At 68.1% G+C, this 25,814-nt stretch carries 24 protein-coding genes; 15 read left to right on the top strand and 9 right to left on the bottom strand.

Annotated features, from left to right (window positions below):
• Positions 1–160 precede the first annotated feature (160 nt).
• From M9799_RS17830 to M9799_RS17820, 3 genes are all read right to left on the bottom strand, one after another.
• Positions 161–1,132, bottom strand: coding sequence for a thaumatin family protein (locus tag M9799_RS17830; protein ID WP_231043898.1), 972 nt, complete (start codon positions 1,130–1,132; stop codon positions 161–163).
• A gap of 225 nt (positions 1,133–1,357) precedes the next feature.
• The gene (locus tag M9799_RS17825) at positions 1,358–2,170 is read right to left on the bottom strand and encodes a class I SAM-dependent methyltransferase (protein WP_231043899.1); all 813 of its coding nucleotides are present in this window, start codon (positions 2,168–2,170) and stop codon (positions 1,358–1,360) included.
• A 173-nt stretch (positions 2,171–2,343) separates the two neighbouring features.
• Positions 2,344–3,045, bottom strand: a complete 702-nt coding sequence (locus M9799_RS17820; RefSeq protein WP_231043900.1) for an SDR family NAD(P)-dependent oxidoreductase — start codon at positions 3,043–3,045, stop codon at positions 2,344–2,346.
• Here M9799_RS17820 and M9799_RS17815 point away from each other — a divergent pair.
• Genes M9799_RS17815 through otsB form a run of 7 tightly spaced genes read left to right on the top strand, consistent with a single transcriptional unit; the run spans position 3,044 to position 8,271 of the window.
• Entirely contained in the window at positions 3,044–3,340 is a 297-nt protein-coding gene (locus M9799_RS17815; protein WP_231043901.1) for a hypothetical protein, read from the top strand. The two genes, M9799_RS17820 and M9799_RS17815, sit on opposite strands and share 2 nt — an antisense overlap.
• Positions 3,303–4,718, top strand: a complete 1,416-nt coding sequence (locus M9799_RS17810) for an alpha,alpha-trehalose-phosphate synthase (UDP-forming) (protein ID WP_231043902.1) — start codon at positions 3,303–3,305, stop codon at positions 4,716–4,718. The genes M9799_RS17815 and M9799_RS17810 overlap by 38 nt, the downstream gene beginning before the upstream one ends.
• On the top strand, positions 4,715–5,662 hold the full coding sequence (locus M9799_RS17805; protein WP_231043903.1) for an acyl-CoA dehydrogenase family protein: 948 nt from the start codon (positions 4,715–4,717) through the stop codon (positions 5,660–5,662). The genes M9799_RS17810 and M9799_RS17805 overlap by 4 nt, the downstream gene beginning before the upstream one ends.
• Before the next feature lies 1 nt (position 5,663).
• Positions 5,664–6,338 carry a PIG-L deacetylase family protein gene (locus tag M9799_RS17800; protein WP_231043904.1) on the top strand — a complete coding sequence of 225 codons (675 nt, stop codon included), beginning with the start codon at positions 5,664–5,666 and terminating at the stop codon, positions 6,336–6,338.
• Entirely contained in the window at positions 6,328–6,909 is a 582-nt protein-coding gene (locus M9799_RS17795) for a class I SAM-dependent methyltransferase (protein ID WP_231043905.1), read from the top strand. Before M9799_RS17800 ends, M9799_RS17795 begins: the two co-directional genes overlap by 11 nt.
• On the top strand, positions 6,906–7,595 hold the full coding sequence (locus M9799_RS17790) for a glycosyltransferase family 2 protein (RefSeq protein ID WP_231043906.1): 690 nt from the start codon (positions 6,906–6,908) through the stop codon (positions 7,593–7,595). Before M9799_RS17795 ends, M9799_RS17790 begins: the two co-directional genes overlap by 4 nt.
• A gap of 4 nt (positions 7,596–7,599) precedes the next feature.
• Complete coding sequence (gene otsB, locus M9799_RS17785) at positions 7,600–8,271, top strand: trehalose-phosphatase (RefSeq protein WP_231043907.1); 672 nt, start codon at positions 7,600–7,602, stop codon at positions 8,269–8,271.
• Positions 8,272–8,352: 81 nt separating this feature from the next.
• Here otsB and M9799_RS17780 read toward each other — a convergent pair whose 3' ends face one another.
• Complete coding sequence (locus M9799_RS17780; protein ID WP_231043908.1) at positions 8,353–8,898, bottom strand: ferritin-like domain-containing protein; 546 nt, start codon at positions 8,896–8,898, stop codon at positions 8,353–8,355.
• Between the two features lie 383 nt (positions 8,899–9,281).
• Here M9799_RS17780 and M9799_RS17775 point away from each other — a divergent pair, with 383 nt between their 5' ends.
• On the top strand, positions 9,282–10,145 hold the full coding sequence (locus tag M9799_RS17775; RefSeq protein ID WP_231043909.1) for a transglutaminase-like domain-containing protein: 864 nt from the start codon (positions 9,282–9,284) through the stop codon (positions 10,143–10,145).
• A 39-nt stretch (positions 10,146–10,184) separates the two neighbouring features.
• On the opposite strand, the gene M9799_RS17770 is transcribed toward M9799_RS17775, so the two are convergent.
• The gene (locus M9799_RS17770; protein ID WP_231043910.1) at positions 10,185–11,099 is read right to left on the bottom strand and encodes a LysR family transcriptional regulator; all 915 of its coding nucleotides are present in this window, start codon (positions 11,097–11,099) and stop codon (positions 10,185–10,187) included.
• A gap of 162 nt (positions 11,100–11,261) precedes the next feature.
• On the opposite strand from M9799_RS17770, the gene M9799_RS17765 reads away from it, so the two are divergent.
• The 5 genes from M9799_RS17765 (at position 11,262) to M9799_RS17745 (ending at position 18,676) form a co-directional block, all read left to right on the top strand.
• Positions 11,262–12,104 (top strand): alpha/beta hydrolase, encoded by an 843-nt coding sequence (locus M9799_RS17765; protein WP_231043911.1) that lies wholly within the window; start codon positions 11,262–11,264, stop codon positions 12,102–12,104.
• Between the two features lie 167 nt (positions 12,105–12,271).
• On the top strand, positions 12,272–13,471 hold the full coding sequence (locus M9799_RS17760; protein WP_231043912.1) for an efflux RND transporter periplasmic adaptor subunit: 1,200 nt from the start codon (positions 12,272–12,274) through the stop codon (positions 13,469–13,471).
• Positions 13,472–13,498: 27 nt separating this feature from the next.
• On the top strand, positions 13,499–16,717 hold the full coding sequence (locus tag M9799_RS17755) for an efflux RND transporter permease subunit (protein WP_231043913.1): 3,219 nt from the start codon (positions 13,499–13,501) through the stop codon (positions 16,715–16,717).
• 16 nt (positions 16,718–16,733) lie between these two features.
• The gene (locus M9799_RS17750; RefSeq protein WP_422689171.1) at positions 16,734–18,185 is read left to right on the top strand and encodes an efflux transporter outer membrane subunit; all 1,452 of its coding nucleotides are present in this window, start codon (positions 16,734–16,736) and stop codon (positions 18,183–18,185) included.
• Positions 18,186–18,319: 134 nt separating this feature from the next.
• On the top strand, positions 18,320–18,676 hold the full coding sequence (locus M9799_RS17745) for a PRC-barrel domain-containing protein (protein ID WP_231043915.1): 357 nt from the start codon (positions 18,320–18,322) through the stop codon (positions 18,674–18,676).
• A gap of 215 nt (positions 18,677–18,891) precedes the next feature.
• Here the strand turns inward: M9799_RS17745 and M9799_RS17740 are convergent, their stop codons facing one another.
• From M9799_RS17740 to M9799_RS17725, 4 genes are all read right to left on the bottom strand, one after another.
• The gene (locus M9799_RS17740; RefSeq protein ID WP_231043916.1) at positions 18,892–20,487 is read right to left on the bottom strand and encodes a DHA2 family efflux MFS transporter permease subunit; all 1,596 of its coding nucleotides are present in this window, start codon (positions 20,485–20,487) and stop codon (positions 18,892–18,894) included.
• Between the two features lie 20 nt (positions 20,488–20,507).
• Entirely contained in the window at positions 20,508–21,776 is a 1,269-nt protein-coding gene (locus M9799_RS17735) for an HlyD/EmrA/EmrK family protein (protein WP_231043917.1), read from the bottom strand.
• A gap of 73 nt (positions 21,777–21,849) precedes the next feature.
• Positions 21,850–23,298 carry an efflux transporter outer membrane subunit gene (locus tag M9799_RS17730; protein ID WP_231043918.1) on the bottom strand — a complete coding sequence of 483 codons (1,449 nt, stop codon included), beginning with the start codon at positions 23,296–23,298 and terminating at the stop codon, positions 21,850–21,852.
• A gap of 48 nt (positions 23,299–23,346) precedes the next feature.
• Entirely contained in the window at positions 23,347–23,838 is a 492-nt protein-coding gene (locus M9799_RS17725) for a MarR family winged helix-turn-helix transcriptional regulator (RefSeq protein WP_231043919.1), read from the bottom strand.
• Between the two features lie 159 nt (positions 23,839–23,997).
• Here M9799_RS17725 and M9799_RS17720 point away from each other — a divergent pair, with 159 nt between their 5' ends.
• Entirely contained in the window at positions 23,998–25,284 is a 1,287-nt protein-coding gene (locus M9799_RS17720) for a multidrug effflux MFS transporter (protein WP_422692686.1), read from the top strand.
• 240 nt (positions 25,285–25,524) lie between these two features.
• Entirely contained in the window at positions 25,525–25,797 is a 273-nt protein-coding gene (locus M9799_RS17715; RefSeq protein WP_231043921.1) for a hypothetical protein, read from the top strand.
• The last annotated feature ends 17 nt before the right edge of the window (positions 25,798–25,814 follow it).

The following is a 25,814-nucleotide window of genomic DNA, read 5'->3' as shown; positions in this document are numbered from 1 at the left end:
CAAATCTATCTATTGAGTTTATAAAGGCAATAGGTAAAAACTATATAGAGTCCAACCGTTTGTCCTTCAGGGAGCCGGATTCTTTAGCGGCTAAAAAAGCGCACATGCGCGAGCCCCACGGCGACGCGGGGCTCGCACGCATGAGGGCGCGGGCAGGTGATCAGGGGCCGAAAGTCGTCGGGTATGCGGGCCGTGGCCTGGGCTTGGGCGCCGATTGGGGCAGCAGCGTTGCCGTGGGACCCGAGCCGGTGCCACCGCAGAACACGACTTCGTACTGGGTCTGCGCCGGGCATTTGTGCAATCCAACCCTGTCGTCATACGAATATGCATAGACATTCGGGCAGACCTTGTTGATGTACTGCACGTACTGGGTGCTCAAGACCGGTACCTGGCGGCATTCCTCGGGGGTAACTCCCTCGGGGCAGCACAGCATGAGCCCATGCTCATCGTTTTCCGGCAGGCCCAGCCCGAAGGGCGGTGGGTAGTTGTGCGCCTTGCAGGGCGAGAGGCAGCCCACCAGCTTGGAGCGATCGTCGGGGGCGAACACGCGCAGGTCCAGGGTGCGCTTGCCGATGCGCTCGTTGCTCGGGCATTGCAGCAGGTCGAGCGCATCACAGCGCGACTCCACGCATTGCTCGATGCCCGGCGTGCCCGGCGGCTGCACGCCCGGTCCCTTGGGAAACACCGAGATCGGCAGCGTGTAGCCGTCGACCTGGCTGGCGTTCCAGTAGGTCATGCAGCGGTAGCCTTCGTTGGCGCAGTCGGTGGCGGCAAACGTCGCCTCGAACTTCGATTCGATGGGAGGCATGCAGCCGGTGGCAGGGCAGGGCGGAGACGACATTCCGATCTTGCAGTTCAGACCGGCCGCGTCGCAGCCGGTCTTGGGCCAGAAGCGCGTGGCCTCCAGGCGGCCGGGAGGAATCGGGTAATCATGCGATTCGCCCGACTGCAGCTGGATCTGTTGCGGCCCAAGCACATTGCCCTGGTCGGACGCGCCCGAGCCCACGGCATACTGCAGCCATATCGGCTCGGTGCACTGGTTGGTCACGCGCAGCCGCGTGGGCTGCGCGCCGGTGGCGAAGGCGCCGGGCGGCCTGACTGGCGCAACGGGGGCGATGGATTGGTCGGGCACCTGCGGCGCGGCGGGAGCTCCGGGGCCGATGGCCGCAGGGGGCGCAGGGCATGGGCACGGTGCCTTGCACGCGGTGGCCCACAGCAGGCAGGAAAGAACGCAGAGCAGACGGATGCGGAACATGGCAGGCTTCTCCGGGCTGGATCTTGCGCAAATTCTAGGGAGGGCGATGCGCGCCCGTCCCATTGCCTGCACTGGGGGAAGTCTCAATGTCGCGGCGCAGCGTCAGAGATTGACGATCACCTTGAGAAAGGTGGCGGGAATGACCGTGGTGTGGGCGCGCGCGCTGGTGTTGTGCGCACTGGCCAGCGCCTCGAGTTCGCGCTGCAGCACGTCCTGGGTACCGGCTTTCGTGGCGGCCTCGAAGGCATTCATGGCCGGGCCGTAGAACTTGCGCAAAACCTCGATCAAGGCTGTGGGCTCCATCGGCGCCCGGAACAGATAGGTTTCGCGCGAACAGCGGATCTGCTCCGGTAGCACGCCCGCGGCGGCGAAGCGCCCGCGCACGTTGATTTCCGAACCCCAGGCCAGCGGACTGATGAAGCCCTCGGGCGGTGGCGGCGCATACCGGGCGCTGATCTTGAGCACCTGCGAGATGAAGCTGGGATCGTCACTGATCCAGTTGCCCATGACGATGCGTCCGCCGCGCCTGGTGACACGCACCAGTTCGCGCGCGACGGCCAACGGGTCGGACGCGAACATGGCGCCGAAGATGCTGAGCACCAGGTCCGCGCTGTGGTCCGCCACACCCACCAGGCGGGCCGCATCCCCCTGCTGGAAGCGGCAATCGTCCAGGCCCTCGGCCTGCGCGCGCGCGTTGCCCGCGGCCACCAGGCTGCGCGCGATGTCGATGCCCAGCACCCGCGCGCCGCGCCGCGCCGCCGGCAGCGCGGTGGTGCCGTCGCCGCAACCCACATCCAGCACCTGCATGCCCGGCCGTATGTCCAGTCCCTCGACCAGCGCTTCCCCGCTGTCGCGCATGAAAGCGGCGACTTGCGTGAAATCCCCCTTTTCCCATAACGCCTGATTGCTGTCCATGCATCCTCCGTTGCTGTGGTGCGCAATGCTTCGCACGACGAGGCATTCCATCGACAACAACTTAAGTGACGCACGCTATTTGCGAAATAGGCATTGACTATTAAGCCTGTAGGCGTCCATGCGCAAGGGATGCGGTCAACGATCCGCCCTGGATGAGTCCGGGTGCGCCCTGCCTAGAGCCGCTCGTCGGAGCGCGCGCCGCGCCCGAGCGTCACGGGCAGTGCCGCGCCGGTCACGGCCACCGCGCCCGGGCCGAGGAAAAACAGCACCACGCGCGCCACATCGTCGGCGCGCACCCATTGGCGCGGATCGGCGTCGGGCATGTCGCGGCGGTTTTGCGGGGTATCGATGATGCTGGGCAACACGGCGTTGACGTTGATGCCGGCCTCTGCAAGTTCGGCGGCCAAGGCCTCGGTGAGCTTGATGACGCCGGCCTTGGATGCGGCGTAGGCCCCCATGCCGGCCGCAGCCGACAGTGCCGCCGTGGCACCCACGTTCACGATGCGCGCCTGCGGCCGCGCGCGCAGCCAGGGCAGCGCGGCACGCGTGGCCAGCACGGCGGTCTTCAGGTTCATGGCATACATGCGGTCCCAGGCATCGAATGCATCGCCGCTCGAGGTCTGCCACTGGAAGCCGCCCGCGACGTTGACCAGCGCATCGATGCCGCCCAGCAGGCCCGAGGCCTGCTGCAGCGCGGCCTGCGCAGCGTCGGGATCGGTGAGGTCGATGTTGCCGATGCTGGGCAGGGGCGTATCCGGCGCGTTGCCGTGGCCGATGAGGCAGACGCGCGCGCCGGCGTCGGCCGCCGCCATGCCGATGGCGCTGCCGAGCGCGCCGAAGCCGCCGGTGATCACGATCGAGGGAGAGGAGCTCATGGGTGGTTTCCTGCAGACAGCTGCCAATGTGGAGCCCTTCGGGCGGCGCGTCAAGCACCCTGGCGCCAGGACATTTGACGGGTTCGCCCAGAAGCAGCGATATCCGCAGGCGGGGCTTCGATTCAGTTTTCCGTCAGGTTTTATAGGCTTTTTTCATCTCCCACAGGTACAGGGCGAGCTCTCCTACATCTGGATTTCCATCCACGTCAATAATGGGGAACCCCTGCAAATATCAACCGTCATCCTCGAAATAAAAAATGAAACTGATTATTGTCTCGAACCGAGTGTGCCATGATGAAAAACCCCAGGCGGGCGGGCTGGCAGCCGCGGTGCAAGACACGTTTTCGTCGGTGCAAGGCCTGTGGATCGGATGGAGCGGGGACGTCAGCGATTCCTGCAAAAGAAAATCCGGCACTGTGGGGAATATTGAATTCGAGGTTTTCTCCCTGACCGAAAAGGAATATCGGGATTATTATCTCGCATATTCCAACGAAGTTCTCTGGCCGATATGCCATCTGCGGCCCGACCACCTGCATCCGGATGAGGAGGCCTTCCGCACCTACCGGCAGGTCAATGAAAAATTCGCTGCCGAGGTGCTGGCGCATGCGCACGAGGATGACGTCGTCTGGGTGCACGACTACCACCTGCTGCTGACGGCGAAGGCACTGCGCGATCGCGGCCACCTTGGCACGGTGGGATATTTCCATCACATTCCCGTGCCGCCAATGGACCTGCTGCGCATGGTGCCGCAGCATGCGGAACTGTTTGGCGGGCTGTTGAGCTATGACGTGGTGGGCCTGCAGACCGGTGGCGACCTGAAGAACCTGGCCGATTATTTCCAGGCGCTCAAACGTAAGCATCCGGACATGCTGATCTTCCATGCGGGCAGCGAGATGTTCAACGTGCGCCACCACGGCCGCACCACGCGCTTTGGCGTCTACCCGATCTCCATCGACACGGCGCGCATCGAAGGCGTTGCGCCGCAGGCCCGGGCGGAGTCCGCCGTGCAGCAGCTCAAGGCCTCGCTGGGCGACAGCCCGCTGGTCATCGGAGTGGACCGGCTGGATTACAGCAAGGGCCTGAAGCGCAAGTTCCTGGCGTTCGAACGCTATATCGCGCAGGCCAGGCAGAGCCCCTCCGAGGAGCCGCCGGTGCTGCTGCAGATCGCCAGCAAGTCGCGCAGCGAGCTGTCGAGCTACCAGCAGCTGTGCACCGAGCTCGAGTCGCTGGCCTCGCGCATCAATGGCAGCCACGGCACGCCCACCTATGCGCCGATCCGCTATGTCAATGCCGTGTATGAGCATGGGCTGCTGACGGGCTTCTACCGGCTGGCGCGCGCCGCGCTGGTCACCCCGCTGAAGGACGGCATGAACCTCGTGGCCAAGGAATACCTGGCGGCGCAGGACCCGGACGATCCGGGCGTGCTGATCCTGTCGGAGTTCGCCGGCGCGGCGCATGAGCTGAGCGAGGCGCTGCTGGTCAACCCCTTCGACCTGGACAGCGTGGCGCAGGCCATCGAGCGCGCGCTGCAGATGCCGCGGCTGGAACGCGTGCAGCGCCACCGCGCCATGCTCAAGAGGCTGCGCAGCCATGACATCCAGTGGTGGCATCAGCGCTATCTCTCCGACCTGTTCTCGCGCCAGGGACAGGCGCTGGAGAAAACCGGCTCATGAGCAGGGCCAGCGCCGAACTGTTTCGCCTGGCCCTGCAGAGTTCACCGCGGCTGCCGCGCCCGGGCGGCGGCGCCACCCTCGAGCGCTGGCGCGCGCTGGCAGCGCTGGCGGCGCAGGACCTCGCCGCGTGCAAGCTGGCCGAAGCGCACTGGGATGCGCTGGTGATCCTGGAGGATCTGGGCATCGAAGCGCCACGGGATGCGCGCAGCTGGGGAGTGTGGGCTGCGGAAAATCCCAGGGCGCCGCTTTCGCTGCAGCGTGCCGGCGATGGCGACGTGCTGGTGGGGTGCAAGTCCTGGTGCTCGGGCGCCGATGTCGTGAGCCACGCGCTGCTGACCTGCGAAGACGCCGAGCGCGGCCCCTGCTTCGTGCTGCTGGACATGCGGGCGCCGGGCATTTCCCTCGACCGCCAGGGCTGGCAGGCGCTGGGCATGCGCCATGTGCACACGCCGCAATTGCGCTTCGACCACACCCCCGTGCGCCTGCTCGGCGAGCGCTCGGAATATCTGCAGCGCCCGGGCTTCTGGCATGGCGGCGCAGGCATTGCCGCCTGCTGGTATGGCGCGGCCTGCGAGATCGCGCAGCTGCTGCGCACGCGGCTGCACGAGGACCAGCCGCATGCCGCGGCGCATCTGGGCACGATGTTCACCCAGCTGCGCGCGGCGCGCTCCATGTTCCATCAGCTCGCGCAGCGCCTGGATGCGCAGCCGCACGAGCCCTGGGTCGAGGAAGTGCAGGCGCTGCGCAGTTTCGTGCGCCGCGTGGCCAGCGACACCATCGAGCGCAGCGCGCGCGCCATGGGGCCCGCGCCGCTGTGCAACGATGCGGCACACGCGCAGCGCTGCGCCGATCTGGCCGTGTGGTGTACCCAGCAGCATGCCGAGAAGGACGATGCCGAGCTGGCGCGCCTGACGCAGGCCCCGTCCGTGGTGTGGGAGCTCTAGCGTGCAGGCGCCGCCATTGCTCGCGCAGCGCCTGGGCGGCTATCGCACGCTGGTCGTGCTCGCGCCGCATCCCGATGACGAGGTGCTGGGCTGCTTCGGGCTGATCCGCCTGGCGCAGCAGCTGGGCCTTGCGGTCGAGGTGCACATCGTCACCGACGGCGAGCGCTGCTTTGGCGCCTTGCCCGCGTCCGAGGAGCAGGCGCTGCGCGAGGCGCGCCAGCAGGAGTCGCGCGCAGCGGCAACGCTGCTGGAATGCCCGCCGCCGCAGTTCTGGCAGCTGGGCGATTCGCAGCTGATGGAGCAGGGTCCGCTGCTCGACCGCCAACTGCTCAACCATTGGCGCGCCGATGCGCTGTATGTCGCGCCCTGGTGGCACGACGGCCATCCAGACCACGAGGCGGTCGCCCACTGCCTGCGCCGCATCGCCACGCCGCAGAACTGCCTGTACTACCCCGTATGGAGCCTGGTGGACCCGCTGCGCCGCGCGCGCTTCATGGCCCATCCCCGGATCCATACGCTGGCGCTGGCGCCCGAGGCCCTGCAGCACAAGCGCAAGGCGGCCGCGCTGTTCCAGACGCAATTCAGCCGCAATGGCGTCGCCGAGGGCGCCATCCTGCGCGCCGAGTTCCTCGCGGCATTCACTTCCGATCACGAGCATTATCTTGATGAAACCTGATTTCGACGCCCCGCACCTCGACCCCGATCCCTGGGGCTACCAGAAGCACTGGTACGAAAGGCGCCGGCGCCAGCTGATTGCCGCCATGCTCCCCAACGAGAAGCTCGGCTGCGTGCTGGAGATCGGCTGCTCCAGCGGCCTGATGACGCAGCTGCTGGCACCGCGCGCCAGCCAGCTGCTGGCCGTCGATGTCTCGGCCAAGGCGGTGGAGCTGGCGCGCGAGCGCCTGCAGGGCTTGCCCCAGGTGCAGGTGCTGCAGGCCGACATCACCCGCGACTGGCCGCAGCAGGCCTTCACCCATATCCTGCTGTGCGATGTGGCGTACTACCTGGAGCAGGCGCAGATCCGGCAGCTGGCACGGAACATCGCGCGGCAGGCCACGGGCGTGCTGCTGCTGGCGCACTGGCGCCACGCCTTCGAGCAGGTCGCCACGCCGGCGCAGGCCGCGCATGATCTGCTGCGCGAGGGCACCGGCTGGCATGGCCTGGCGCACTACGAGGATGAAGACCTGTTGGTCGACGTGCTGGGCGCGGACGCCACCAGCATTGCGCGCAAGGAGGGCATCGCATGATCGGCGTCGTCATACCCGCGCACAACGAGGAGCAGCACCTGCAGGCTTGCCTGCTGTCGGTGCGCAAGAGCGTGCAGCATCTTGCGCGCCAGGGCCTTTCGGCGCGCATCATGGTGGTGCTCGACGCCTGCACCGACGGCTCGGCGCACATCGCGCGCGCGCTTGCCGACCAGGTGCTGGAGATCACGCAGCGCAATGTCGGCGAGGCCCGGCGCGCGGGCGCGCAGTGGCTGCTGGAGCAGGGCAGCGAATGGATCGCCTGCACCGATGCCGACACCCAGGTGCCCGAGAACTGGCTGTACGCGCAATGGGCCTGCCAGGCCGACGTGTTCTGCGGCATCGTGCGCGTGGAGGATTGGGGCGACTATTCGCCGGAGGTCGTTCGGGCCTTCCATGCCAGCGTGCCGCAAGACGGCCATCCGCACATCCACGGCGCCAACATGGGGCTGTCGCGCGAGGCCTACCTGCAGTCGGGCGGCTTCCTGCCCGCCGCCGCGCACGAGGACGTGAGCCTGATCCGGCGCTGCGAGCTTGCGGGCCTGCGCATCGCGCGGCGCATCGAGCCCTGCGTCGTGACCAGCGCGCGGCGTGATGCGCGCGCGCGCGAGGGCTTTGGCGATTTCCTGCTCAAGCTCGAGCGCAGCGTGAATGCGGCGCCGGCGCATGCGGGAGCTGCGCTTGGCTGAACCGATGGCATTGTTCCTGGACCTGGACGGCACGCTGATCGAGATCGCGCCCACGCCGGATGCGGTCCACGTCCCTCCCGAGCTGCTGCAGGTCCTAAGCGCGCTTTCGGCGCGGCTCGGCGGGGCGCTGGCCTGCGTCAGCGGCCGCGCCTTCGGGGAGCTCGAGCGGCTGGTCGGCAGCTCGGGCATCGCGCTGGCCGGCAGCCATGGCGCGGAACTGCTCGCGCCCGCGCTGCCCGACCCGCGCATTGCGCGGATGGTGCGCGAGTGCAAGGACGCGCTGCAGGCCTGGCCCGGCGCACTGGTCGAGCAAAAGCCCTGCGGCCTGGCGCTGCACTGGCGGCTGGCTCCGGCGGCCGAGGGCGCGGTCCGCGCACTGGGCGCGCAGCTGGCACAGCAGCTGGCCACGCACCATCTGAAGGAAGGCAAGATGGTGCTGGAGCTGGTGCCGCAGGGCGCCAATAAAGGCAGCGCGCTGCGCGCGTTGATGCAGCAGCCGCCGTGGCGCGGCAGGCAGCCGGTGTTCGTCGGCGACGATTACACCGACATCAGCGCCATGCAGGCCGCACGCGCGCTCGGGGGCCGGGCCATCGCCGTGGGCCCGCGCGTCGCGGAGCATGCCGACGCGGTCTTCGACTCGCCCGCCCAGGTGCTGGCGTGGCTGCAGCAGCAATGAAAACAGGCCCCAGCGGGGCCTGCGGCGAGGATTCACAGCGCGCCGGGCCGATGGCCAACCCGTGGCGCTGCGGCGCGGGCCTCAGGCGCGCTTCATCCAGTCCGACAGTTCGTCGGCATGTTCCTGCTCCTCCTCGAGGATGTGCTCCATCAGGCGGCGCGTCGTGGGATCCTTGTCGCCGATCAGCTCGATGATCTGCGAATAGGCCTCGATGGCGACCCGCTCGGCGATCAGGTTGGAGCGGATCATGGAGTGCAGGTCTTCATCGTCGTTGTAGTCGGCGTGGCTGCGCGCGGTCAGCGTGTCGGGGTTGTAGTCGGGCGTGCCGCCGAGCTGCACGATGCGCTTGGCGATCTTGTCGGCATGCGCTTCCTCCTCCTTGGCATGGACCAGGAACTCTTCGGCGATGGCCGGGGACTCCAGGCCGGAGGCCGTGAAATGGTGGCGCTTGTAGCGCAGCGCGCAGACAAGCTCCGTGGCCAGCGAGTCGTTGAGCAGCTTGATGATGGGCTCGCGCCAGGGTTGCACCTCGGGCGTGACGGCGCCCTGGTCCAGGCTCTGCTTGACGGCTTCCAGCCGCTGATGGTCCAGGGTCATCTGACCGTGCATTTGCTCGTTGTTGTTCATTGCTCACCTCGTGGGATTGGAAAAAGAGTTCCGGGGCTGCAAGCGCACCAGAGCTTCCCAAGGTAAATGATCCGGCTGCATCAGGCTGTGGGAATGGAGCTTGTCATGCCATGGGTGGACGCCGCGCGGCGCGGGCCAGCCAAGCCGCTGGCTCCGGCGCCTGCGCCACGCCCCTCGCGAGCATTTGACTGGCATGGATTCCGGGGCACTTCCGGCTTGCCAGGCTGATAGCCGATGGTGGTGTTTGCTGACAAACCGCGCAACCACCACCCCGCATACTCGGCCGTAGCGCATGGACCATTTGCCAGCCGACATGCGTGGCGCAAAAGGAGCATTCATTGGCGCGGGAATCCTCCTTGTAACGCTGGCCGACAGATACGACGATGATCAGACTTCAACTCCAGCTCGAGTTGTCCTATACGGTACTTGCACCCGGTGCGGAATTCTTCTTTTTCTTTCATGCCGCAAACACATCCCATCAGAGGGTGATCGACGAGAACCTGGTGATCAGCCAGCCCGATGCCGCCTGGCAGCTGCAGGAAAGCGACTGCATGGGCCAGCGCTGCCTGCGCCTGGGCGCCCAGCCCGGCCCACTGACGGTGCGCTACACCGCCGGCGTGGAAATGCGGCACCATGTGGCCGACCCCGCGCAGATCCCCGAGGTGCCGGTCTGCGACATTCCGCACGACGTGCTGCAATACATCTACCCCAGCCGCTATTGCCAGTCCGACCGCCTGTACAACTTCGCCGGCGGGCTGTTCGGCGGGTTGCCCCGCGGCTACTCGCGTGCCAAGGCGATCTGCGACTGGGTGGGCCAGCATGTGACCTTCCGCTCGAACAGCTCCGATGGCACGACTTCCGCGGTCGACACCCTGATCGAGCGCGTGGGCGTTTGCCGCGATTTCGCGCACCTGATGATCGCGCTGTGCCGGGCGGTGAACATGCCCGCGCGCTTCGTCACGGGCACGGACTTCGGCGCCGACCCGAAGATGGGCCCGCCCGACTTCCATGCCTATGTCGAGGTCTACCTCGGCGGGCGCTGGTACCTGTTCGATCCCTCGCGCACCGCCATTCCCATGGGCATGATGCGCATGGCGACCGGGCGCGACGCGGCCGACGTGGCCTTCGCCACGATCTTCGGCAGCGTCTACAGCGACCAGCCGCGCATCCTGGTGGTGGCTGGCGAAGACGCCGAGGCCGGGTGGGAGTTTCCCGAGCACACCGACCAGGCGGTTTCAACGGCCTGACAGGTCTGCTTGCAGCGTGGCTGCCGTCAGCCGGCCTTCTCAGGCGCGCTGCAGCAGCGGGTGGCGTGCAAACAGCTCGGCTGCCCAGTCGACGAAGGCGCGCACCTTGGCGCTCAGATGCCGGTTGGGCGGATACACCACATAGACCGGCAGCAGTGGCTGCGGCCAGTCGGGCAGCAGGGCCACCAGTTCGCCGCGCTCCAGGTACGGCTGTGCCTGGAAGGTCGTGATCTGCCCGATGCCCTGGCCCGCCGCCAGCGCGCTCATATAGGCGTTGCTTTCGTTCACCGTGAGGTGCGCGGCGCCGCCGATCTCGATGAGTTCGCCATCGCGGTGGAATTCCAGCGGATAGCGGCGCAGCGACACCGGCGAGAAATAGGTCACATAGCGGTGTCCGGCTTCCAGCTCCCGCGGATGCGTGGGCGTGCCGTGCTGCGCCAGGTAGGCGGGCGTGGCGACGGTGACGAACTCCAGGTTGGCGATGCGCCGCGCGACGAGCGACTGGTCGGTGAGTTCGCCCCCTCGTATCACGCAGTCGACGTTGTCGCTGATCAGATCGATGGTGCGGTCGGTCACGCCCAGGTCGATCTGGATGTCGGGATAGCGCTGCTGGAACTGCGCCAGATGCGGAATGATCAGCAGCCGCGCGACCGAGGTGCCGACATCGACGCGCAGCCGCCCGCGCGGAGTGGCGCGGGCCTGGGTCATGCTCGCTTCCATGTCGTCGAAGTCGGCCAGCAGCCGCACGGCGCGGTCGTAGTAGGCGGCGCCATCGGTGGTCACGGTGACGCGGCGCGTCGTGCGGTTGAGCAGCTTCACGCGCAGCCGCTCTTCGAGCGCCTGCACATGCTTGGTGACGGTGGCCTTGGGCAGCTCCAGAGAGTCGGCCGCGTGGGTGAAGGTGCCAGCCTCGACCACGCGCACGAAGGTACGCATGGCTTGAATCTGATCCATGGGTGCTCCTTGTGTGGTGGTGGTTCAGCGGAAACGAATTCTTACATGCGCGCAGCGCTTTGATTGTTCGGGAATTTGAAACACTGCGGCAGCATTTACCGGGTTTATGGGGTGCAATGCAGCGTTTACATTTGTGGCTCCACGGTTCAACCGGATCTCACCATGCCTGCACCCTTGACTGTCCGTCCTGCGCCATCGACCCATACCGACAACGCCATTGCCCTGGCATGCGGTCAGGAGGTCGTCGTGCGCACCTATGGCAGCAAGAAAGCCGGCGAGACCCTGCCGCTGGTCGTGCATTTCCATGGCGGGGCGTTCATCTCCGGCACGCTCGACAACGGCTGCACGGTCGCGCATCTGTTCGAGGCTGCCGGTGCACGCGTGGTGTCGGTGGCCTATCCGCTGGCGCCCGAGCATCCCTTTCCCAAACCGCTGGAGATCGGCTATGGCGTGCTGCAATGGGCATTCAAGCACCGTGCGCGGCTGGCGGGCAAGGGCGCCCAGGTCTATCTGGCCGGAGAAGAAGCCGGCGGGAATCTGGCGGCCGGGGTCTGCATGATGGCGCGCGACCAGCGCCATCCGCCGCTGGCCGGGCAGATCCTGCTGTCGCCGATGCTCGATCCCTGCGTCGGCACCGCTTCGGTGCGTGCCGCCACCGGTGCCGCCACCGACTGCAAGTGGGCCCAGGGCTGGCACCAGTTCCTGCGCTCGGCCTATGACGCGGTGCATCCCTATGCGGTGCCCAGCGCGGCCCAGCGCCTGGCAGGCCTGCCGCCGACGCTGATGCTCGTGGGCCAGGACGACCCGATGCGCGACGAAGCGCTGGCCTATGCGGCGCGGCTTGAAGCGGCCGGGTTGTCCGTGACGCGGCATGTCTTTGCCAAGGCGCAGCAGTGGCCCGATGCGCTGCTTGCGCCCGACACGCGGCCATGCCCCTGTGCGAAGGAAGTGCAGGACCAGTTCCAGCGTTTCTTCGCGACAACCCGATGTCCGCCTTCTCCCTGATCACCTGATCGCTGCCGATTGAACGCACCGCGCCCTGGCTGATGCCAGCGCGCGCTGGCGGAGCCGTTATCCCCTCTTTTTGCTGATTTTTCCGACCTTTGCGCCGGAAGGCTGCGTTGCGTCCAGAAACGCCGCTTCTCCGCGCTTTTCCATTCGAGAGACCGACCATGAAAACCGATTTCCTTTCCTCCGCGCCGGGCAGCTGGCGCACCGCGGCCATAGCGACGGCCGTCATTGCCGCCTTGAGCGTCGGCGCCTTTGCCCTGCAGGCTTCGGCCCAGGCGCCTGCCGAGGCCGCTGCGCCGCAAGCCGTTCCCGTGGCGGTGGCGCGCGTGGTGCAGCAGGACGTGGCGCTGTGGGACGAGTTCTCCGGCCGGCTCGAAGCCGTGCAGCGCGTCGATATCCGCCCGCGCGTGGCCGGTGCCGTGCAGGCGGTGCATTTCCGCGAGGGCGCGCTGGTGAAGAAGGGCGATCTGCTGTTCACCATCGACGCAGCGCCCTTTGCCGCAGAGGTCGACCGCGCCCAGGCCCAGGTGGTCGCGGCCCAGGCCCGGCTGTCGTACACCGCCAGCGAGATGGAGCGCTCGACACGGCTGTGGCAGGAGCAGGCCATTGCCCAGCGCGAGCATGACGAGCGCGTGAACGCGCAGCGCGAGGCCGATGCCAACCTGCGCGCCGCGCAGGCCGCGCTGCAGGCCGCGCGGCTGAACCTGGGCTATACCCAGGTGCGCGCGCCCATTGCCGGGCGCGCGGGCCGCATCGAGGTGACCGAAGGCAATCTGGTGGCGGCGGGCGCGGGCGCGCCGGTGCTGACCACGCTGGTGTCGGTCAGCCCGATCTATGCCAGCTTCGACAGCGACGAGCAGGTCGTGGTGCGCGCGCTGGACGGGCTGCAGGCGGGCCAGGGCGGACGTTCCCGTATCGAGCGCATCGCGGTGCAGATGGGCACCGGCACGGCCGGCGGCACCCCGCATGCGGGCCATCTGCAATTGATCGACAACCAGGTCAATGCGCAAAGTGGCACGGTGCGCGTGCGCGCCATGTTCGACAACGCCGACGGGGCGCTGATGCCGGGCCAGTTCGCGCGCATCCGCATGGGGCAGGCGCGCAGCACCGAGGCGGTGCTGGTGAGCGAGCGTGCCGTGGGCACGGACCAGAGCCGCAAATACGTGATGGTCGTGGGCGAGGGCGACGTGGCCGAGTACCGCGAGGTGCAGCTGGGCGCGCCTTTCGACGGCCTGCGCATCGTGACCGCGGGCCTCAAGGCGGGCGAGCGCGTGGTCGTCAACGGCCTGCAGCGCGTGCGGCCCGGGGCCCACATCGCGCCTCAGGAAGTGCCGATGGCCGCCAAACAGCCCGCTGCCTGAGCGTGCTGAATCCACAAGAAGAACATCATGAATCTTTCCCGCTTTTTCATCGACCGCCCGATCTTTGCCGGCGTGCTGTCGGTGCTGATCTTCCTGGCCGGCCTGATCGCGCTGCGCGCGCTGCCGATCTCGGAATACCCCGAGGTCGCGCCGCCTTCCGTGGTGGTGCGCGCGCAGTACCCCGGTGCGAGCCCCAAGGTAATTGCCGAGACGGTGGCCACGCCGCTCGAGGAGTCGATCAACGGCGTCGAGGGCATGCTCTACATGGGCAGCCAGGCGACCACCGACGGCGTGATGACGCTCACCGTCACCTTCGCGCTGGGCACCGACCCGGACAAGGCGCAGCAACTGGTGCAGAACCGCGTCTCTCAGGCCGAGCCGCGCCTGCCCGAGGAGGTGCGCCGGCTGGGTATCACCACCGTCAAGAGCGCGCCCGACCTGACCATGGTCGTGCACCTGGTCTCGCCCAACGGCCGCTATGACATCGACTACCTGCGCAACTACGCGGTGCTCAACGCCAAGGACCGGCTGGCGCGCATCGAGGGCGTGGGCCAGGTGCAGATCTTCGGCGGCGGCGACTACGCCATGCGCGCCTGGCTCGACCCGCAGAAGGTCGCGCAGCGCGGGCTGTCGGCGGCCGATGTGGTGGCCGCGATCCGCGGCCAGAACGTGCAGGCCGCGGCCGGCGTGGTGGGCGCCTCGCCCGGGCTGCCCGGCGTGGACCTGCAGCTGTCGATCAATGCCCAGGGCCGGCTGCAGACCGAGGAGGAGTTCGGCGACATCATCGTCAAGACCGGTGCCGATGGCGCAGTCACCCGGCTGCGCGACGTGGCGCGCCTGGAGCTCGGCGCCGCCGACTACGCGCTGCGCTCGCTGCTCAACAACGAGCCGGCCGTCGGCATGGGCGTGTTCCAGGCTCCCGGCTCGAATGCGCTCGACATCTCGGCCCATGTGCGTGCCACCATGGCCGAGCTGCAGAAGAACATGCCCGAGGGCGTGGAGTTCCGCATCGCCTATGATCCGACGCAGTTCGTGCGCGCCTCGATCCGCTCGGTGATCACGACGCTGCTCGAAGCCGTGGCGCTGGTGGTGCTGGTCGTGGTGCTGTTCCTGCAGACCTGGCGCGCCTCGATCATTCCGCTGCTGGCGGTGCCGGTGTCGGTGGTCGGCACCTTCGCCGTGCTGCACCTGCTGGGTTTCTCCATCAATGCGCTGAGCCTGTTCGGGCTGGTGCTGGCGATCGGCATCGTGGTCGATGACGCCATCGTGGTGGTGGAGAACGTCGAGCGCAATATCGAGATGGGCCTGTCGCCGCGCGAAGCGACGTATCGCGCGATGCGCGAGGTCTCCGGGCCGATCATCGCGATCGCGCTGGTGCTGGTCGCGGTGTTCGTGCCGCTGGCCTTCATCAGCGGTCTCACCGGGCAGTTCTACCGCCAGTTCGCCGTGACCATCGCGATCTCGACGGTGATCTCGGCGATCAATTCGCTGACGCTGGCGCCCGCGCTCAGCGCGCTGCTGCTCAAGGGCCATGGCGCGCCCAAGGATGCGCTGACGCGCGGCATGGACCGCGTGCTGGGCGGTTTCTTCGCGCGCTTCAACCGCCTGTTCCAGCGCGGCTCCGACGCCTACAGCGGCGGCGTGCAGCGCGTCATCGGCCGCAAGGCGCTGATGCTGGCGATCTACCTGGTGCTGGTCGGCGCCACCTGGGGCCTGTTCAAGCTCGTGCCCGGCGGCTTCGTGCCGGCGCAGGACAAGCAGTACCTGGTGGGCTTCGCGCAGCTGCCCGATGGCGCCACGCTCGACCGCACCGACGAAGTGATCCGCCGCATGGGCGAGATCGTCAAGCAGAACCCGAACGTCGAGGATGCGCTGGCCTTCACTGGCCTGTCGATCAACGGCTTCACCAACAGCTCGAATTCGGGCGTGGTGTTCGTCACGCTCAAGCCCTTTGCCGAGCGCACCCGCGCCGACCAAAGCGGCGCGGCGGTGGCCGGGCAGCTGAACCAGGCCTTCGGCGGCATCCAGGAAGCCTTCATTGCGCTGTTCCCGCCGCCGCCCGTGGCGGGCCTGGGCACCACCGGCGGCTTCAAGCTGCAGATCGAGGACCGTGCCTCGCTGGGCTACGAAGCCATGGATGCGGCCGTCAAGGCCTTCATGGACAAGGCCTACCAGACGCCCGAGCTGGCCGGACTGTTCACCAGCTGGCAGGTCAATGTGCCGCAGCTCTACGCGAATATCGACCGCACCAAGGCGCGCCAGCTCGGCGTGCCGGTGACGGACATCTTCGAGACGCTGCAGATCTATCTGGGCAGCCTCTACGCCAACGACTTCAACCAGTTCGGGCGCACCTACAGCGTGCGCGTGCAGGCCGACGCCGCCTACCGCGCGCGCGCCGAGGATGTGGGGCTGCTGCAGGTGCGCTCGACCACGGGCCAGATGGTTCCGCTGTCGGCGCTGATGAAGCTCGAGCCCAGCTTCGGGCCGGAACGTGCCATGCGCTACAACGGCTTTCTCTCCGCGGATGTGAGCGGCGGACCCGCGCCCGGCTTCTCCTCGGGCCAGGCGCAGGCGGCCATCGAGCGCGTGGCGGCCGAGACGCTGCCGAAGGGCATCGGCTTCGAATGGACCGAGCTGACCTACCAGGAGATCCTGGCCGGCAATTCCGCGCTGCTGGTGTTTCCGCTGGCGATCCTGCTGGTGTTCCTGGTGCTGGCCGCGCAGTATGAAAGCCTGACGCTGCCCATCGCCATCATCCTGATCGTGCCGATGGGCCTGCTGGCCGCGATGACCGGCGTGTGGCTCAGCGGCGGCGACAACAACGTGTTCACGCAGATCGGGCTGATCGTGCTGGTCGGGCTGTCGGCCAAGAACGCCATCCTGATCGTGGAGTTCGCACGCGAGCTGGAGTTCGCCGGGCGCACGCCCGTGCAGGCCGCGATCGAAGCCAGCCGGCTGCGCCTGCGCCCGATCCTGATGACCTCGCTGGCTTTCGTCATGGGCGTGCTGCCCCTGGTGCTGGCCACGGGCGCGGGCGCCGAGATGCGCAGCGCGATGGGCGTGGCGGTGTTCTTTGGAATGATCGGTGTCACGGCCTTCGGCCTGTTCCTCACGCCGGTGTTCTATGTGCTGCTGCGGCGCATGGCGGGCAACCGGCCGCTGCTGCAGCACCCCTCCACCGATACCGCCGGGTCGGGCGCCGTGGCGCATCCCGTGCTGGCCGCGCCGCGAGGCAACCATGAATAAGAACAGGAGCCATGCGATGCAGGCCATCAAGACTTTTCCCTCCAAGGCGCTGTTGACCCCCCTGTTGGCCGCGCTGGTGCTGGCCGGTTGCGCCAGTGCGCTGCCGATGCCGGCCGAGCATGCGGGCGTCGCCGTGCCGGCGGACTTCAGCGGCACATCGGCCGCCGCGGCATCGGCCGGCGCGGCATCGGCCGCCGCGGCCACCGAAGCGCAGCCACGCGGCGCCTGGTGGCTGGCCTTTGGCGACGCGCAGCTGACGGCGCTGGTCGAGCGCGCGGGCGATGCCAATACCGATATCCAGCAGGCGGCGGCGCGGCTGGCCGAAGCGCGCGCGCTGCTGCGTTCGGCCGATGCGCAGCGCCTGCCGCAGCTCGGTGCGTCCGCAGGCGTGGCCCGCCAGGCGGGCGCCCAGTTTGCCAATGGAGCATCCCCGGCAACGCTGGGCACGGCCGGCCTGAACCTGTCGTACGAAGTCGATCTCTCGGGCCGGCTGTCGCGCGCCAGCGAAGCGGCGCTGCTCGATGCCCAGGCGCGCGCCGCCTTGCTGCAGAGCACCCGGCTGATGGTGCAGGCCGATGTCGCCCAGACCTATCTGCAGCTGCGCGCGGTGCAGGCCGAACGCGCGCTGGTGGCGCAAAGCCTGGATATCTACCGCGACAGCCTGCGCCTGACCACACGCCGGGCCCAGGCGGGCGATGCGGCGGAGCTGGATGTCGCGCGCATGCAGACCGAAGTCTCGGCGACCGAATCGGAGCTGCTGGCGCTCGATCGCCAGCAGGCGGCGCTGGCCCATGCGCTGGCGCTGCTGGCCGGGGATATCGCGGGCCGCCTCGAGTTGCCCGAGGGCGCTGCCCAGGCCACGCTGCCGGTGATTCCCGCAGGCGTTCCTGCCGCGGTGCTGGCGCGCCGTCCCGATGTCGCGGCCGCGCAGGCCACCGTGCAGGCCGAACTGGCGCGTGTGGGCATCGCCCAGGCGGCGTGGTTCCCGGATATCGCGCTGACGGCGCAGGGAGGCTATGCCTCGCCCGAGCTGGGCGATCTGCTGCGCTGGTCCGCGCGCTCCTGGGGCCTGAATGCGCTGCTGTCGCTGCCGTTGTTCGACGGCGGGCGGCGCGCGGCGCAGGAGGAGGGCGCAAAGGCGCGGCTGGAAGCGGCGGTGGCCGCGCAGCGCGGCCAGGTGCTCACCGCCTTGCGCGATGTGGAGGACCAGCTCAGCGCGCTGCGCCTGCTGGCCGCGCAATCCGAGGTGCTGGAGCAGTCGGTGCGATCGGCGGAGCGCGCAAGCCATCTGTCCGATGTGCGCTGGCGCAATGGCTATGTGAGCCAACTGGAGCTGCTGGACGCCCGGCGCAACGCGCTGCGCCAGCGGCGCAATGCGCTGCAGGTGCGCACCGCACAGTACACCGGCACCGTGATGCTGATCCGCGCGCTGGGCGGCAGCTGGGAGCAAAGCGGGGCGCCAGCGTAGCAGGGCGCAGGAGGACGCAGGAGCGCGCTGGTTGTTTCCTACGCGGCTGCCGGCCCGCTGACTACCCTGGCGGCGCCTGGCGAACGATAGCCTTGGGGTTTGAAGCCATCCCTTCACTCACGCAAAGGAAACGTATGAACACCCCCAATACCATCTCCAGCGTCATCTCGTCCGACCGCGTCAACGGCACCAATGTCTACAACCCGGCCGGCGAGAAGCTCGGCACCATCGAGACCCTGGTGATCGACAAGATCTCCGGCCAGGTGCGCTATGCCGTCATGGAATTCGGCGGCTTCCTGGGCATCGGCACCGACCGCTATCCACTGCCCTGGAACACGCTCAAGTACGAGCCCGAGATGGGCGGCTATGTCGTGTCGCTGGCGCGCGAACAGCTCGAAGGCGCGCCGCGCTATGCGCGCGATGACGGGCCCGAGTACACCGACGATTATGGGCGCCGGGTGAATGATTACTACGGCGTGCCTTATCTCTGAGGCGGACTTGATGGGGGCGAGGCTCTGGACGAACGGATCGGGACGCAGCGTCTACTAAACCGTTCGTCCTGAGCTTGTCGAAGGATGGACGTCCCTACCTCAAGTACCAGGCGGAGGCTTCCCTGCGGAGCTTTCGCCAGAAACTCGTGCTCAGGCCCTTCATCCTTCGACAGGCTCATGACGAACGGATTGGGACGCAGCACCCCATACACCTCTCAGTGCGCCCCACCCGCATCCGCCCCTGCCGTACCAGGCGTGGGCCGCTTCGTCAGCCAGATCAGCCCAATCAACAGCAGGAACAGATAAGACGATCCCAAAAAGATATCGTCCGCCGCCCGCGTGAAGGCCTGCTGGTCGATCAACCGGTTGATCTGCACCAGCGCCTGCTCCTTGCCCAGGCCTGACGCCTGCAGGTTCTGCAGCATCACGCCAAACACCCCCTGGCCTTCGACCAGTCCCTCGGTCAGATGCGCATGGTGCATGGTCGCGCGGTCGCTCCACAGCGTGGTGGCAATCGAGGTGCCCATGGCGCCGGCCGTGATGCGCACGAAGTTGCTCAAGCCCGCGGCGGCGGGAATGCGCTCCGGCGGCAGCCCGGCCAGCGTCAGCGTGGTCAGCGGAATGAAGAAGAACGCCATGGCCGCGCCCTGGATCAGCGTGGGCAGCAGGATGTGCGCGAAGTCGGTGTCGGTCGTGAAATGCGAGCGCATCCACAGCACCAGCGCGAACACGACAAACGCGGCGGTCGCCATCTTGCGCGGGTCCCACTGGCCGACCTTCTTGCCGACCAGCGGCGTCAGCAGGATGGCAAAGATCCCCACCGGCGCGAGCGCCATGCCGGCCGAGGTCGCGGTGTAGCCCATCCACTGCTGCAGCCACAGCGGCATCAGCACCACGTTGCCGAAGAACACCCCGTAGGCCACGGACATCGCCACCGACCCCGCGGCGAAGTTGCGCCGCGCGAACAGCCGCAGGTCCACCACCGGATGTGCTTCGGTCAGCTCCCAGACGATGAACACCGCCAGGCCGACCACGGCCACCACCGCCATGGCGATGATCTCGCCCGAGGCGAACCAGTCGAGCTCCTTGCCCTTGTCGAGCATCAGCTGCAGCGCGCCGACCCACAGCACCAGCAGCGACAGGCCCACGGTGTCGATGGGCAGCCGGCGCGTCGGCGTTTCGCGCTGGCGGTAGATGCCCCAGGTGAGCGCCGCGGAAAACAGGCCCACCGGCACGTTGATGTAGAAGATCCAGGGCCAGGAAATGTTGTCGGTGATCCAGCCGCCCAGCAGCGGCCCCACGACGGGCGCGACAAGCGTCGTCACTCCCCACAGCGCCAGCGCCGTGCCGGCCATTGCCGCCGGGTAGCTCGACAGCAGCAGGGTCTGCGACAGCGGGATCATCGGCCCCGCCACCAGGCCCTGCAGCACGCGGAAGAAGACCAGCATCTCCAGCGAATTGGCGAAGCCGCACAGCCACGAGGTCAGAACGAACAGCAGCACGCTCATGGTGAACAGCCGCACCGCGCCGAAGCGCTGCGTGAGCCAGCCGGTCAACGGCACCGAGATCGCATTGGCCACGCCGAAGCTGGTGATGACCCAGGTGCCCTGGGTCGGGCTCACGCCCAGGTCGCCGGAGATCGCCGGGATCGCCACATTGGCAATCGACGAATCCAGCACGTTCATGAAGGTCGCCAGCGACAGCGCCATGGTGCCCAGCAGCAGCGCCGGGCCATGCAGCGGCGACAGCCGCAGCGCCGGAGCAGGCGCGCCGGGGCGGGCCGCCGCGGGGGCGGTGGAAGAGGTACTCATGCGGATGCTTTCCTGCCTGCTCAAACGCCGGTCGTCGCCACGGGCGGCAGCGCCTTCAGCGCAGGCAGGACCTCACCGGCAACGATGCGCGCGATGCGCTCATCCGCGGCGTTCAGGCCGGTGTCATAGACTGTGGTCGAGGCCACGGGCGCGCTGCGCGGCACGCTGGCCAGCACCGCACCCGCTCCCTCCTGATTGCCCACATCGACCTTGGCCTCCATCGACAGCCCCACGCGCAGCGGGTGGCTGGAGAGGTCCGCGGGGTCGAGCGCGATGCGCACCGGCACGCGCTGCACCACCTTGATCCAGTTGCCGGTGGCGTTCTGCGCCGGCAGCAGCGCAAACGCCGCGCCCGTGCCCGCGCCCAGGCCCAGCACCTTGCCGTGGTAGGTCACCTTGTCGCCGTAGACATCGGCGGTGACTTCGGCCGGCTGGCCGATGCGCAGCCCGGCCAGCTGGCTTTCCTTGAAGTTGGCATCGACCCAGAGGTCATTGAGGCCGACCACCGTCATCACCGGTGCGCCCGCGGCAATGCGCTGGCCCAGCTGCACGCCGCGCTTGGCGACATGGCCTTCGACGGGCGACAGCAGGCGCGTGCGCTGCAGCGCCAGGTACGACTCGCGCACCTTGGCCGCAGCGCGCACCACGTTCGGGTGCTCCTGCGCGGTGCTGCCTTCGGTCTGCGCCTGCGCGGCGGTGAGCTGTGCACGTGCGGCGCGCACCGCGGCCTGGGCGGCGTTCACCGCATTGCGGCTGGCAGTCGCCTGGGTCTGCGCATGCTCGAACTCTTCCTTGCCGACGGCGCCGGTTTCCAGCAGCGGGCGGCGGCGCGCCACATCCTGCTGGGCGCGCGCCGCGTCGGCTTCCAGGCGCTGCAGCTCGGCTTCGCGCAGCGCCACCTGGGCCTGCAAAGGCGCGTTGTTGGCGTAGAGCGCGCGCACCTCGCGCACGGTCTGCGCCAGCTGCGCCTCGGACTGCGCCAGCGCCACCAGGGCATCGGACGCGTCGAGCTGCACCAGCAGCTGGCCCGGGCGCACATAGTCGGTGTCGTCGGCGCCGATGCTGACCACGGTGCCGCCCAGCTGCGGCGTGATCTGCACCACGTTGCCCGCGGCGTAGGCGTTGTCGGTGGTCTCGAAGTTGCGGCCGTGGCTCCAGTGCCAGGCGCCCCAGCCGAGGCCGGCGACGGCCACGGCGGCGGCGATCAGGGTCAGGCCCTTGCGGCGGGCACGGGGGTTGCCGGCAGCGGGAGCGGCGGGGGCGGCAGCGGGTTGTTTGGTGTCGGTCATGGAAATCGGCGCTTTGTTATGTCGAAGGTTTTTGCGTCCGGGGCAGCGGACTGCCCGTCGGGAAATCTTGGGATCAGCGTTGGCTCACCTGCAGCTGCGCGGTGGTGTCGCTCCAGCCGCCGCCCAGCGCCTGCATCAGGCCGATGCGGGTGTCGAGCTGGCGCGCCTGCAGGTCCACGGCCAGGCGGCGCTGGGCGATGACCTGGCTCTCGGTCTGAAGCACGACCATCTGGCCGCTCAGGCCGGCGCGGTAGCGCTGCAGCGCAAAGTCATAGGCCTGCTCGGCCTTGCGCACCGACTCGGTCTGCAGCTGCTGCTGACGGCCCAGCGACTGCACCGAGGCCAGCGCGTCGCCCGCCTGCTTGACGGCATCGAGCACCGCGCCGTTGTACTGCGCAATGGCCGTGTCGCGTTCGGCTTCGCGGCCGCGCAGCTGGGCGCGCAGGCGCGTGCCCTCGAAGATCGGCAGGCGCAGCGCGGGTGTGACGCCCATCTGGCGCGAGCTGCCCTGCAGCAGCTGGTCCAGGCCGATGGCGTTGAGGCCGATGAAGGCGCCGAGGCTGATGTCGGGATAGAAGTCGGCGCGCGCACGGGCGATGTCCTGGCCCGCGGCTTCGACGCGCCAGCGCGCGGCGACGATGTCCGGGCGCCGGCCCAGCAGGTCGATGCCCAGCTCGGCGGGCACCTGCTGCAGTGCCAGTGCGCCGAGCTGCGGCTGCAGGCCCCTCTGTGCGTCGGGCGCCTGGCCGCACAGCACGGCCAGCGTGCGGCGTGCCAGGGTGATCTGCTCGTCGAGCATCTCGATCTGCGTGCTGGCGTCGGGCAGCCCGGCTTCGGCCTGGGTCAGCTCGACCTGGCTGTCGAGGCCGGCGCGCGTGCGCTGCTGGCTCAGATCCAGCAACTGCTGGCGCTGCGCCAGGGTGCGCGTGGCGACCTCGCGCTGGGCCAGCAGCCGGGCAAGCGCCACATAGCTGCGTGCGACCTGGGCGGCCAGCTGGTTGGCGGCGGCGGCGCTGTCGGCCTGGGCGGCGCGCGCCTGGCCCAGTGCCGCTTCGAGCTCGGCGGCATGGCGGCCGAAGAAATCGGGCGACCAGCTCAGGCCGACCTGCGCATTGCCGCTGTCATAGGTGTTGCCGGCAATGGGCGCGGGCACGAGGCCATTGGCGCTGTAGTGCTGGCGCGTGGCATCGATGCCGAGGGTGGCATGTGCCTGGCCTGCGGTGCTGCTGGCCGTGGCCAACGCTGCAGCGCGCTCGAAACGCGCGTGGCTTGCAGCGAGGCTGGGGTTGCCCTGCAGCGCCTGGACGATCAGCGCATCCAGGCGCGGATCGCCCAGCGCGGTCCACCACGATGCGGTGGGCAGCGCCTCGGCGGCGCTGGAGGCATCGGCCAGGCCGGCAGCGGCGGGCGTGATCGGTGCCAGCGCCGTGTGCTCCGGCCCGGTCTGGGCGCAGCCAGCCAGGGCCAGCGCCGCGCACAGCGCCAGCAGCCGCGGATGGCGCAGCAAGGGAAGTGATTGCATGGTGATGTTGTAAGTGGTTATGCAAGAGGAAATCGGTGGCCCGGGGCTTCAGCCCGCGGCGTCGGCGCGCAGCGCCTCGCCGTTGTGCAGCATGCGCCGCAGCATGTCGATCAGCAGCCGGCACTCTTCATGGCTGAAGCCGCCCAGATGGGCATTGAGCACGCTGGCCATGGCCTGCGGCACCTGCGCAGCCACCTCGCGGCCGGCATCGGTCAGCTCCAGCTGCACCACGCGGCGGTCGGTGGTGGAGCGCTCGCGGCGCAGCATGCCCTTGGCTTCCAGACGGTCCAGCGCGCGCGTGACGGCCGCAGGATCGATGCCCAGGTCGCGCGCCAGGCCGGCGCTGGTGGTGTCGCTGCAGACCATCAGCTTGTACAGCGGCAGCCACTGCACATAGGTCAGATCGTGCACCGCCAGCTCGGCATCGGCCTGCTGCAGGATCGAACTCAGCACGCGGCGCATCAGGAAGCCCACGCTTTCACCCGGGGTGTAGACACCCGCCTGGTAGAAGTCGGAGGGGGGCAGCGGTGCAGAGGTCATGTATTCAAATGTGTTTGATTGCTTAGGCAACTATTGTCGTGCATATGATTGTTGCGGCATGGGGTTGACAAGCTCAACATGGTTGGCATCAGGGTTTCCCGATGTGCCATTGCGCGGGTTGCCTTACCTCGAGAATCCACCTTCCGGAAGACAGAGTGGATGCCTGCCTTTCGCCGTTTCCCCTCAAGTCCGTATTCCGCCTGGCCTCGGGCCAGCTTTCGTTCCATGCATTCCAACGCTTCCCCGACGCGTCCCACTTTTGGCGCACCCTTTCTCTTTCTGCTGGCGATGATCACTGCGCTGGACGCGATGGCCATCGACATGTACCTGCCGGCGTTTCCTTCCGTGGCACGCGAGCTCGGCGCCTCGGCCGGCCAGATACAGCAGACGCTGTCGATCTTTCTCGTCGGCCTGGCGCTGGGGCAGGGCCTGTACGGGCCGCTGCTCGACCGCTTCGGGCGGCGCTGGCCGCTGCTCATCGGGCTAAGCATCTTCGTGCTGGGCTCGTTAATCGCGGCGCTGGCTCCCACCGTCGAATGGCTGCTGGCCGCACGCTTTTTGCAGGCGCTGGGCGCAGCCGCGGGGCTGGTCGCGCCTCGCGCCATCGTTTCGGATGTCTGCACGGTGCAGGAATCGGCACGCGTGTTCTCGGTGCTGATGCAGGTCATGATGATCGCGCCGATCCTCGCCCCCGTGGCCGGCAGCTGGCTGCTGACCCATGGCGGCTGGCGCATGGTGTTCTGGACGCTGGCGGTGGTCGGTGCGCTGGGTACGGCCTGGAGCCTGCGCGCGATACCCGAGACGCTGGCACGCGAGCGGCGCGCGCCGCTGCACCCGGGCGCCATCGCGCGCGCCTATGCGCAGCAATGCCGCGATGCGGGCTTCATGGCCTATACGCTGGCGGGCGGCTTCATCCTGGGTGCGCTGTTCGTGTACATCAGCGTCTCGCCCTTCGTGCTGATCGAGCACTTCGGCATGACGCCCGCGCATTTCAGCTATTTCTTTGCGGCCAATGCAGTGGGCATCGTTGCCGCCGGGCAATTGAGCCTGTGGCTGACGAAGCGCTGGGGCGAGCAGCGCGCGCTGCTCGCCGGCATTGCGCTGCATGCGCTGGCCGGGCTGGCGCTGCTGGCCGCGGTGCTTTGCGATGCGGCGCCGCTGCCCGTCTATCTCGCGCTGGTCGGCCTGTCGATCTGGGTGCTGGGCCTGGTTTTTGGCAATCTGACCGCGCTGACGATGGCACAGGCCGGCGCCCAGGCGGGCGTGGCCTCGGCGCTGATGGGGCTGCTGCAGTATCTGATGGGCGCGGTCGTCGGCGCGCTGGTGACGCTGGCCGCGCCGGGGCTGGTGCCGCTGCCGGCGACCATCATGGTCTGCGGCGCGCTGGCGATGCTGTGTTGCTGGGGCGCAGCGACGGCGGTGAACCGCCGGGCACGCGTGGCTTGAGGTGGCGCAGCCTGCATCTCGCCGGATCGGCCAGCTCCAGATTCCCGCAGCAGCCTTCATACCGGCCGCTGCGAAAGCTTGACCATACCCGGCAACACCGCCGCCTCGCCATTACCTGGCCGCCGTAGAATTTTTCGAGGCGCGAACGTGAGCAACTTGACCCGAGGCTCATGAGCGTTCCAGTTCAGAGGATTCAACCATGCGCATCGATCTGGGGTGGCCATTGCGGGTGGCACAGACATGCAGATCACCGATAACCGGCTATTTGCGAAAAAGCAGAGTTGCGCCAATGTGGGTATCTACGCCTGGAATCAAAAGGCTGCCAGTTGCGACCGCGTCGAAGTCCGGGGCAATACCGTGGGCTGGACCAACAAGGATGGCGTAGCCAACCCTTGTTGGGATGGCGGCAATTGCGGGGCGATCAGGCTGTCCGGCGATGATTTCAAGTCGGCGTATCAGGTGCCAGGCATTTCCAAGGGGGGGCCCCACTGGGCGCAGCCCGCGGATTTCTAGCCGGCGCGGCGCGTGGC

The sequence above is a fragment of the Comamonas endophytica genome (genome assembly GCF_023634805.2).
Taxonomy (GTDB): domain Bacteria; phylum Pseudomonadota; class Gammaproteobacteria; order Burkholderiales; family Burkholderiaceae_C; genus Comamonas; species Comamonas endophytica.
Note: the sequence above shows the minus strand (reverse complement) of the source record. Positions and strands in the feature narration are given on the sequence as shown.

Bases quoted from the DNA above. Each gene is read 5' to 3' on its own strand.
- M9799_RS17825 (WP_231043899.1), bottom strand. From the start codon at position 2,170: ATGGACAGCAATCAGGCGTTATGGGAAAAGGGGGATTTCACGCAAGTC.
- M9799_RS17815 (WP_231043901.1), top strand. From the start codon at position 3,044: ATGGGTGGTTTCCTGCAGACAGCTGCCAATGTGGAGCCCTTCGGGCGG.
- M9799_RS17820 (WP_231043900.1), bottom strand. From the start codon at position 3,045: ATGAGCTCCTCTCCCTCGATCGTGATCACCGGCGGCTTCGGCGCGCTC.
- M9799_RS17810 (WP_231043902.1), top strand. From the start codon at position 3,303: ATGAAACTGATTATTGTCTCGAACCGAGTGTGCCATGATGAAAAACCC.
- M9799_RS17805 (WP_231043903.1), top strand. From the start codon at position 4,715: ATGAGCAGGGCCAGCGCCGAACTGTTTCGCCTGGCCCTGCAGAGTTCA.
- M9799_RS17795 (WP_231043905.1), top strand. From the start codon at position 6,328: ATGAAACCTGATTTCGACGCCCCGCACCTCGACCCCGATCCCTGGGGC.
- M9799_RS17790 (WP_231043906.1), top strand. From the start codon at position 6,906: ATGATCGGCGTCGTCATACCCGCGCACAACGAGGAGCAGCACCTGCAG.
- otsB (WP_231043907.1), top strand. From the start codon at position 7,600: ATGGCATTGTTCCTGGACCTGGACGGCACGCTGATCGAGATCGCGCCC.
- M9799_RS17780 (WP_231043908.1), bottom strand. From the start codon at position 8,898: ATGAACAACAACGAGCAAATGCACGGTCAGATGACCCTGGACCATCAG.
- M9799_RS17775 (WP_231043909.1), top strand. From the start codon at position 9,282: ATGATCAGACTTCAACTCCAGCTCGAGTTGTCCTATACGGTACTTGCA.
- M9799_RS17770 (WP_231043910.1), bottom strand. From the start codon at position 11,099: ATGGATCAGATTCAAGCCATGCGTACCTTCGTGCGCGTGGTCGAGGCT.
- M9799_RS17765 (WP_231043911.1), top strand. From the start codon at position 11,262: ATGCCTGCACCCTTGACTGTCCGTCCTGCGCCATCGACCCATACCGAC.
- M9799_RS17760 (WP_231043912.1), top strand. From the start codon at position 12,272: ATGAAAACCGATTTCCTTTCCTCCGCGCCGGGCAGCTGGCGCACCGCG.
- M9799_RS17755 (WP_231043913.1), top strand. From the start codon at position 13,499: ATGAATCTTTCCCGCTTTTTCATCGACCGCCCGATCTTTGCCGGCGTG.
- M9799_RS17750 (WP_422689171.1), top strand. From the start codon at position 16,734: ATGCAGGCCATCAAGACTTTTCCCTCCAAGGCGCTGTTGACCCCCCTG.
- M9799_RS17745 (WP_231043915.1), top strand. From the start codon at position 18,320: ATGAACACCCCCAATACCATCTCCAGCGTCATCTCGTCCGACCGCGTC.
- M9799_RS17740 (WP_231043916.1), bottom strand. From the start codon at position 20,487: ATGAGTACCTCTTCCACCGCCCCCGCGGCGGCCCGCCCCGGCGCGCCT.
- M9799_RS17735 (WP_231043917.1), bottom strand. From the start codon at position 21,776: ATGACCGACACCAAACAACCCGCTGCCGCCCCCGCCGCTCCCGCTGCC.
- M9799_RS17730 (WP_231043918.1), bottom strand. From the start codon at position 23,298: ATGCAATCACTTCCCTTGCTGCGCCATCCGCGGCTGCTGGCGCTGTGC.
- M9799_RS17725 (WP_231043919.1), bottom strand. From the start codon at position 23,838: ATGACCTCTGCACCGCTGCCCCCCTCCGACTTCTACCAGGCGGGTGTC.
- M9799_RS17720 (WP_422692686.1), top strand. From the start codon at position 23,998: ATGCCTGCCTTTCGCCGTTTCCCCTCAAGTCCGTATTCCGCCTGGCCT.
- M9799_RS17715 (WP_231043921.1), top strand. From the start codon at position 25,525: ATGCAGATCACCGATAACCGGCTATTTGCGAAAAAGCAGAGTTGCGCC.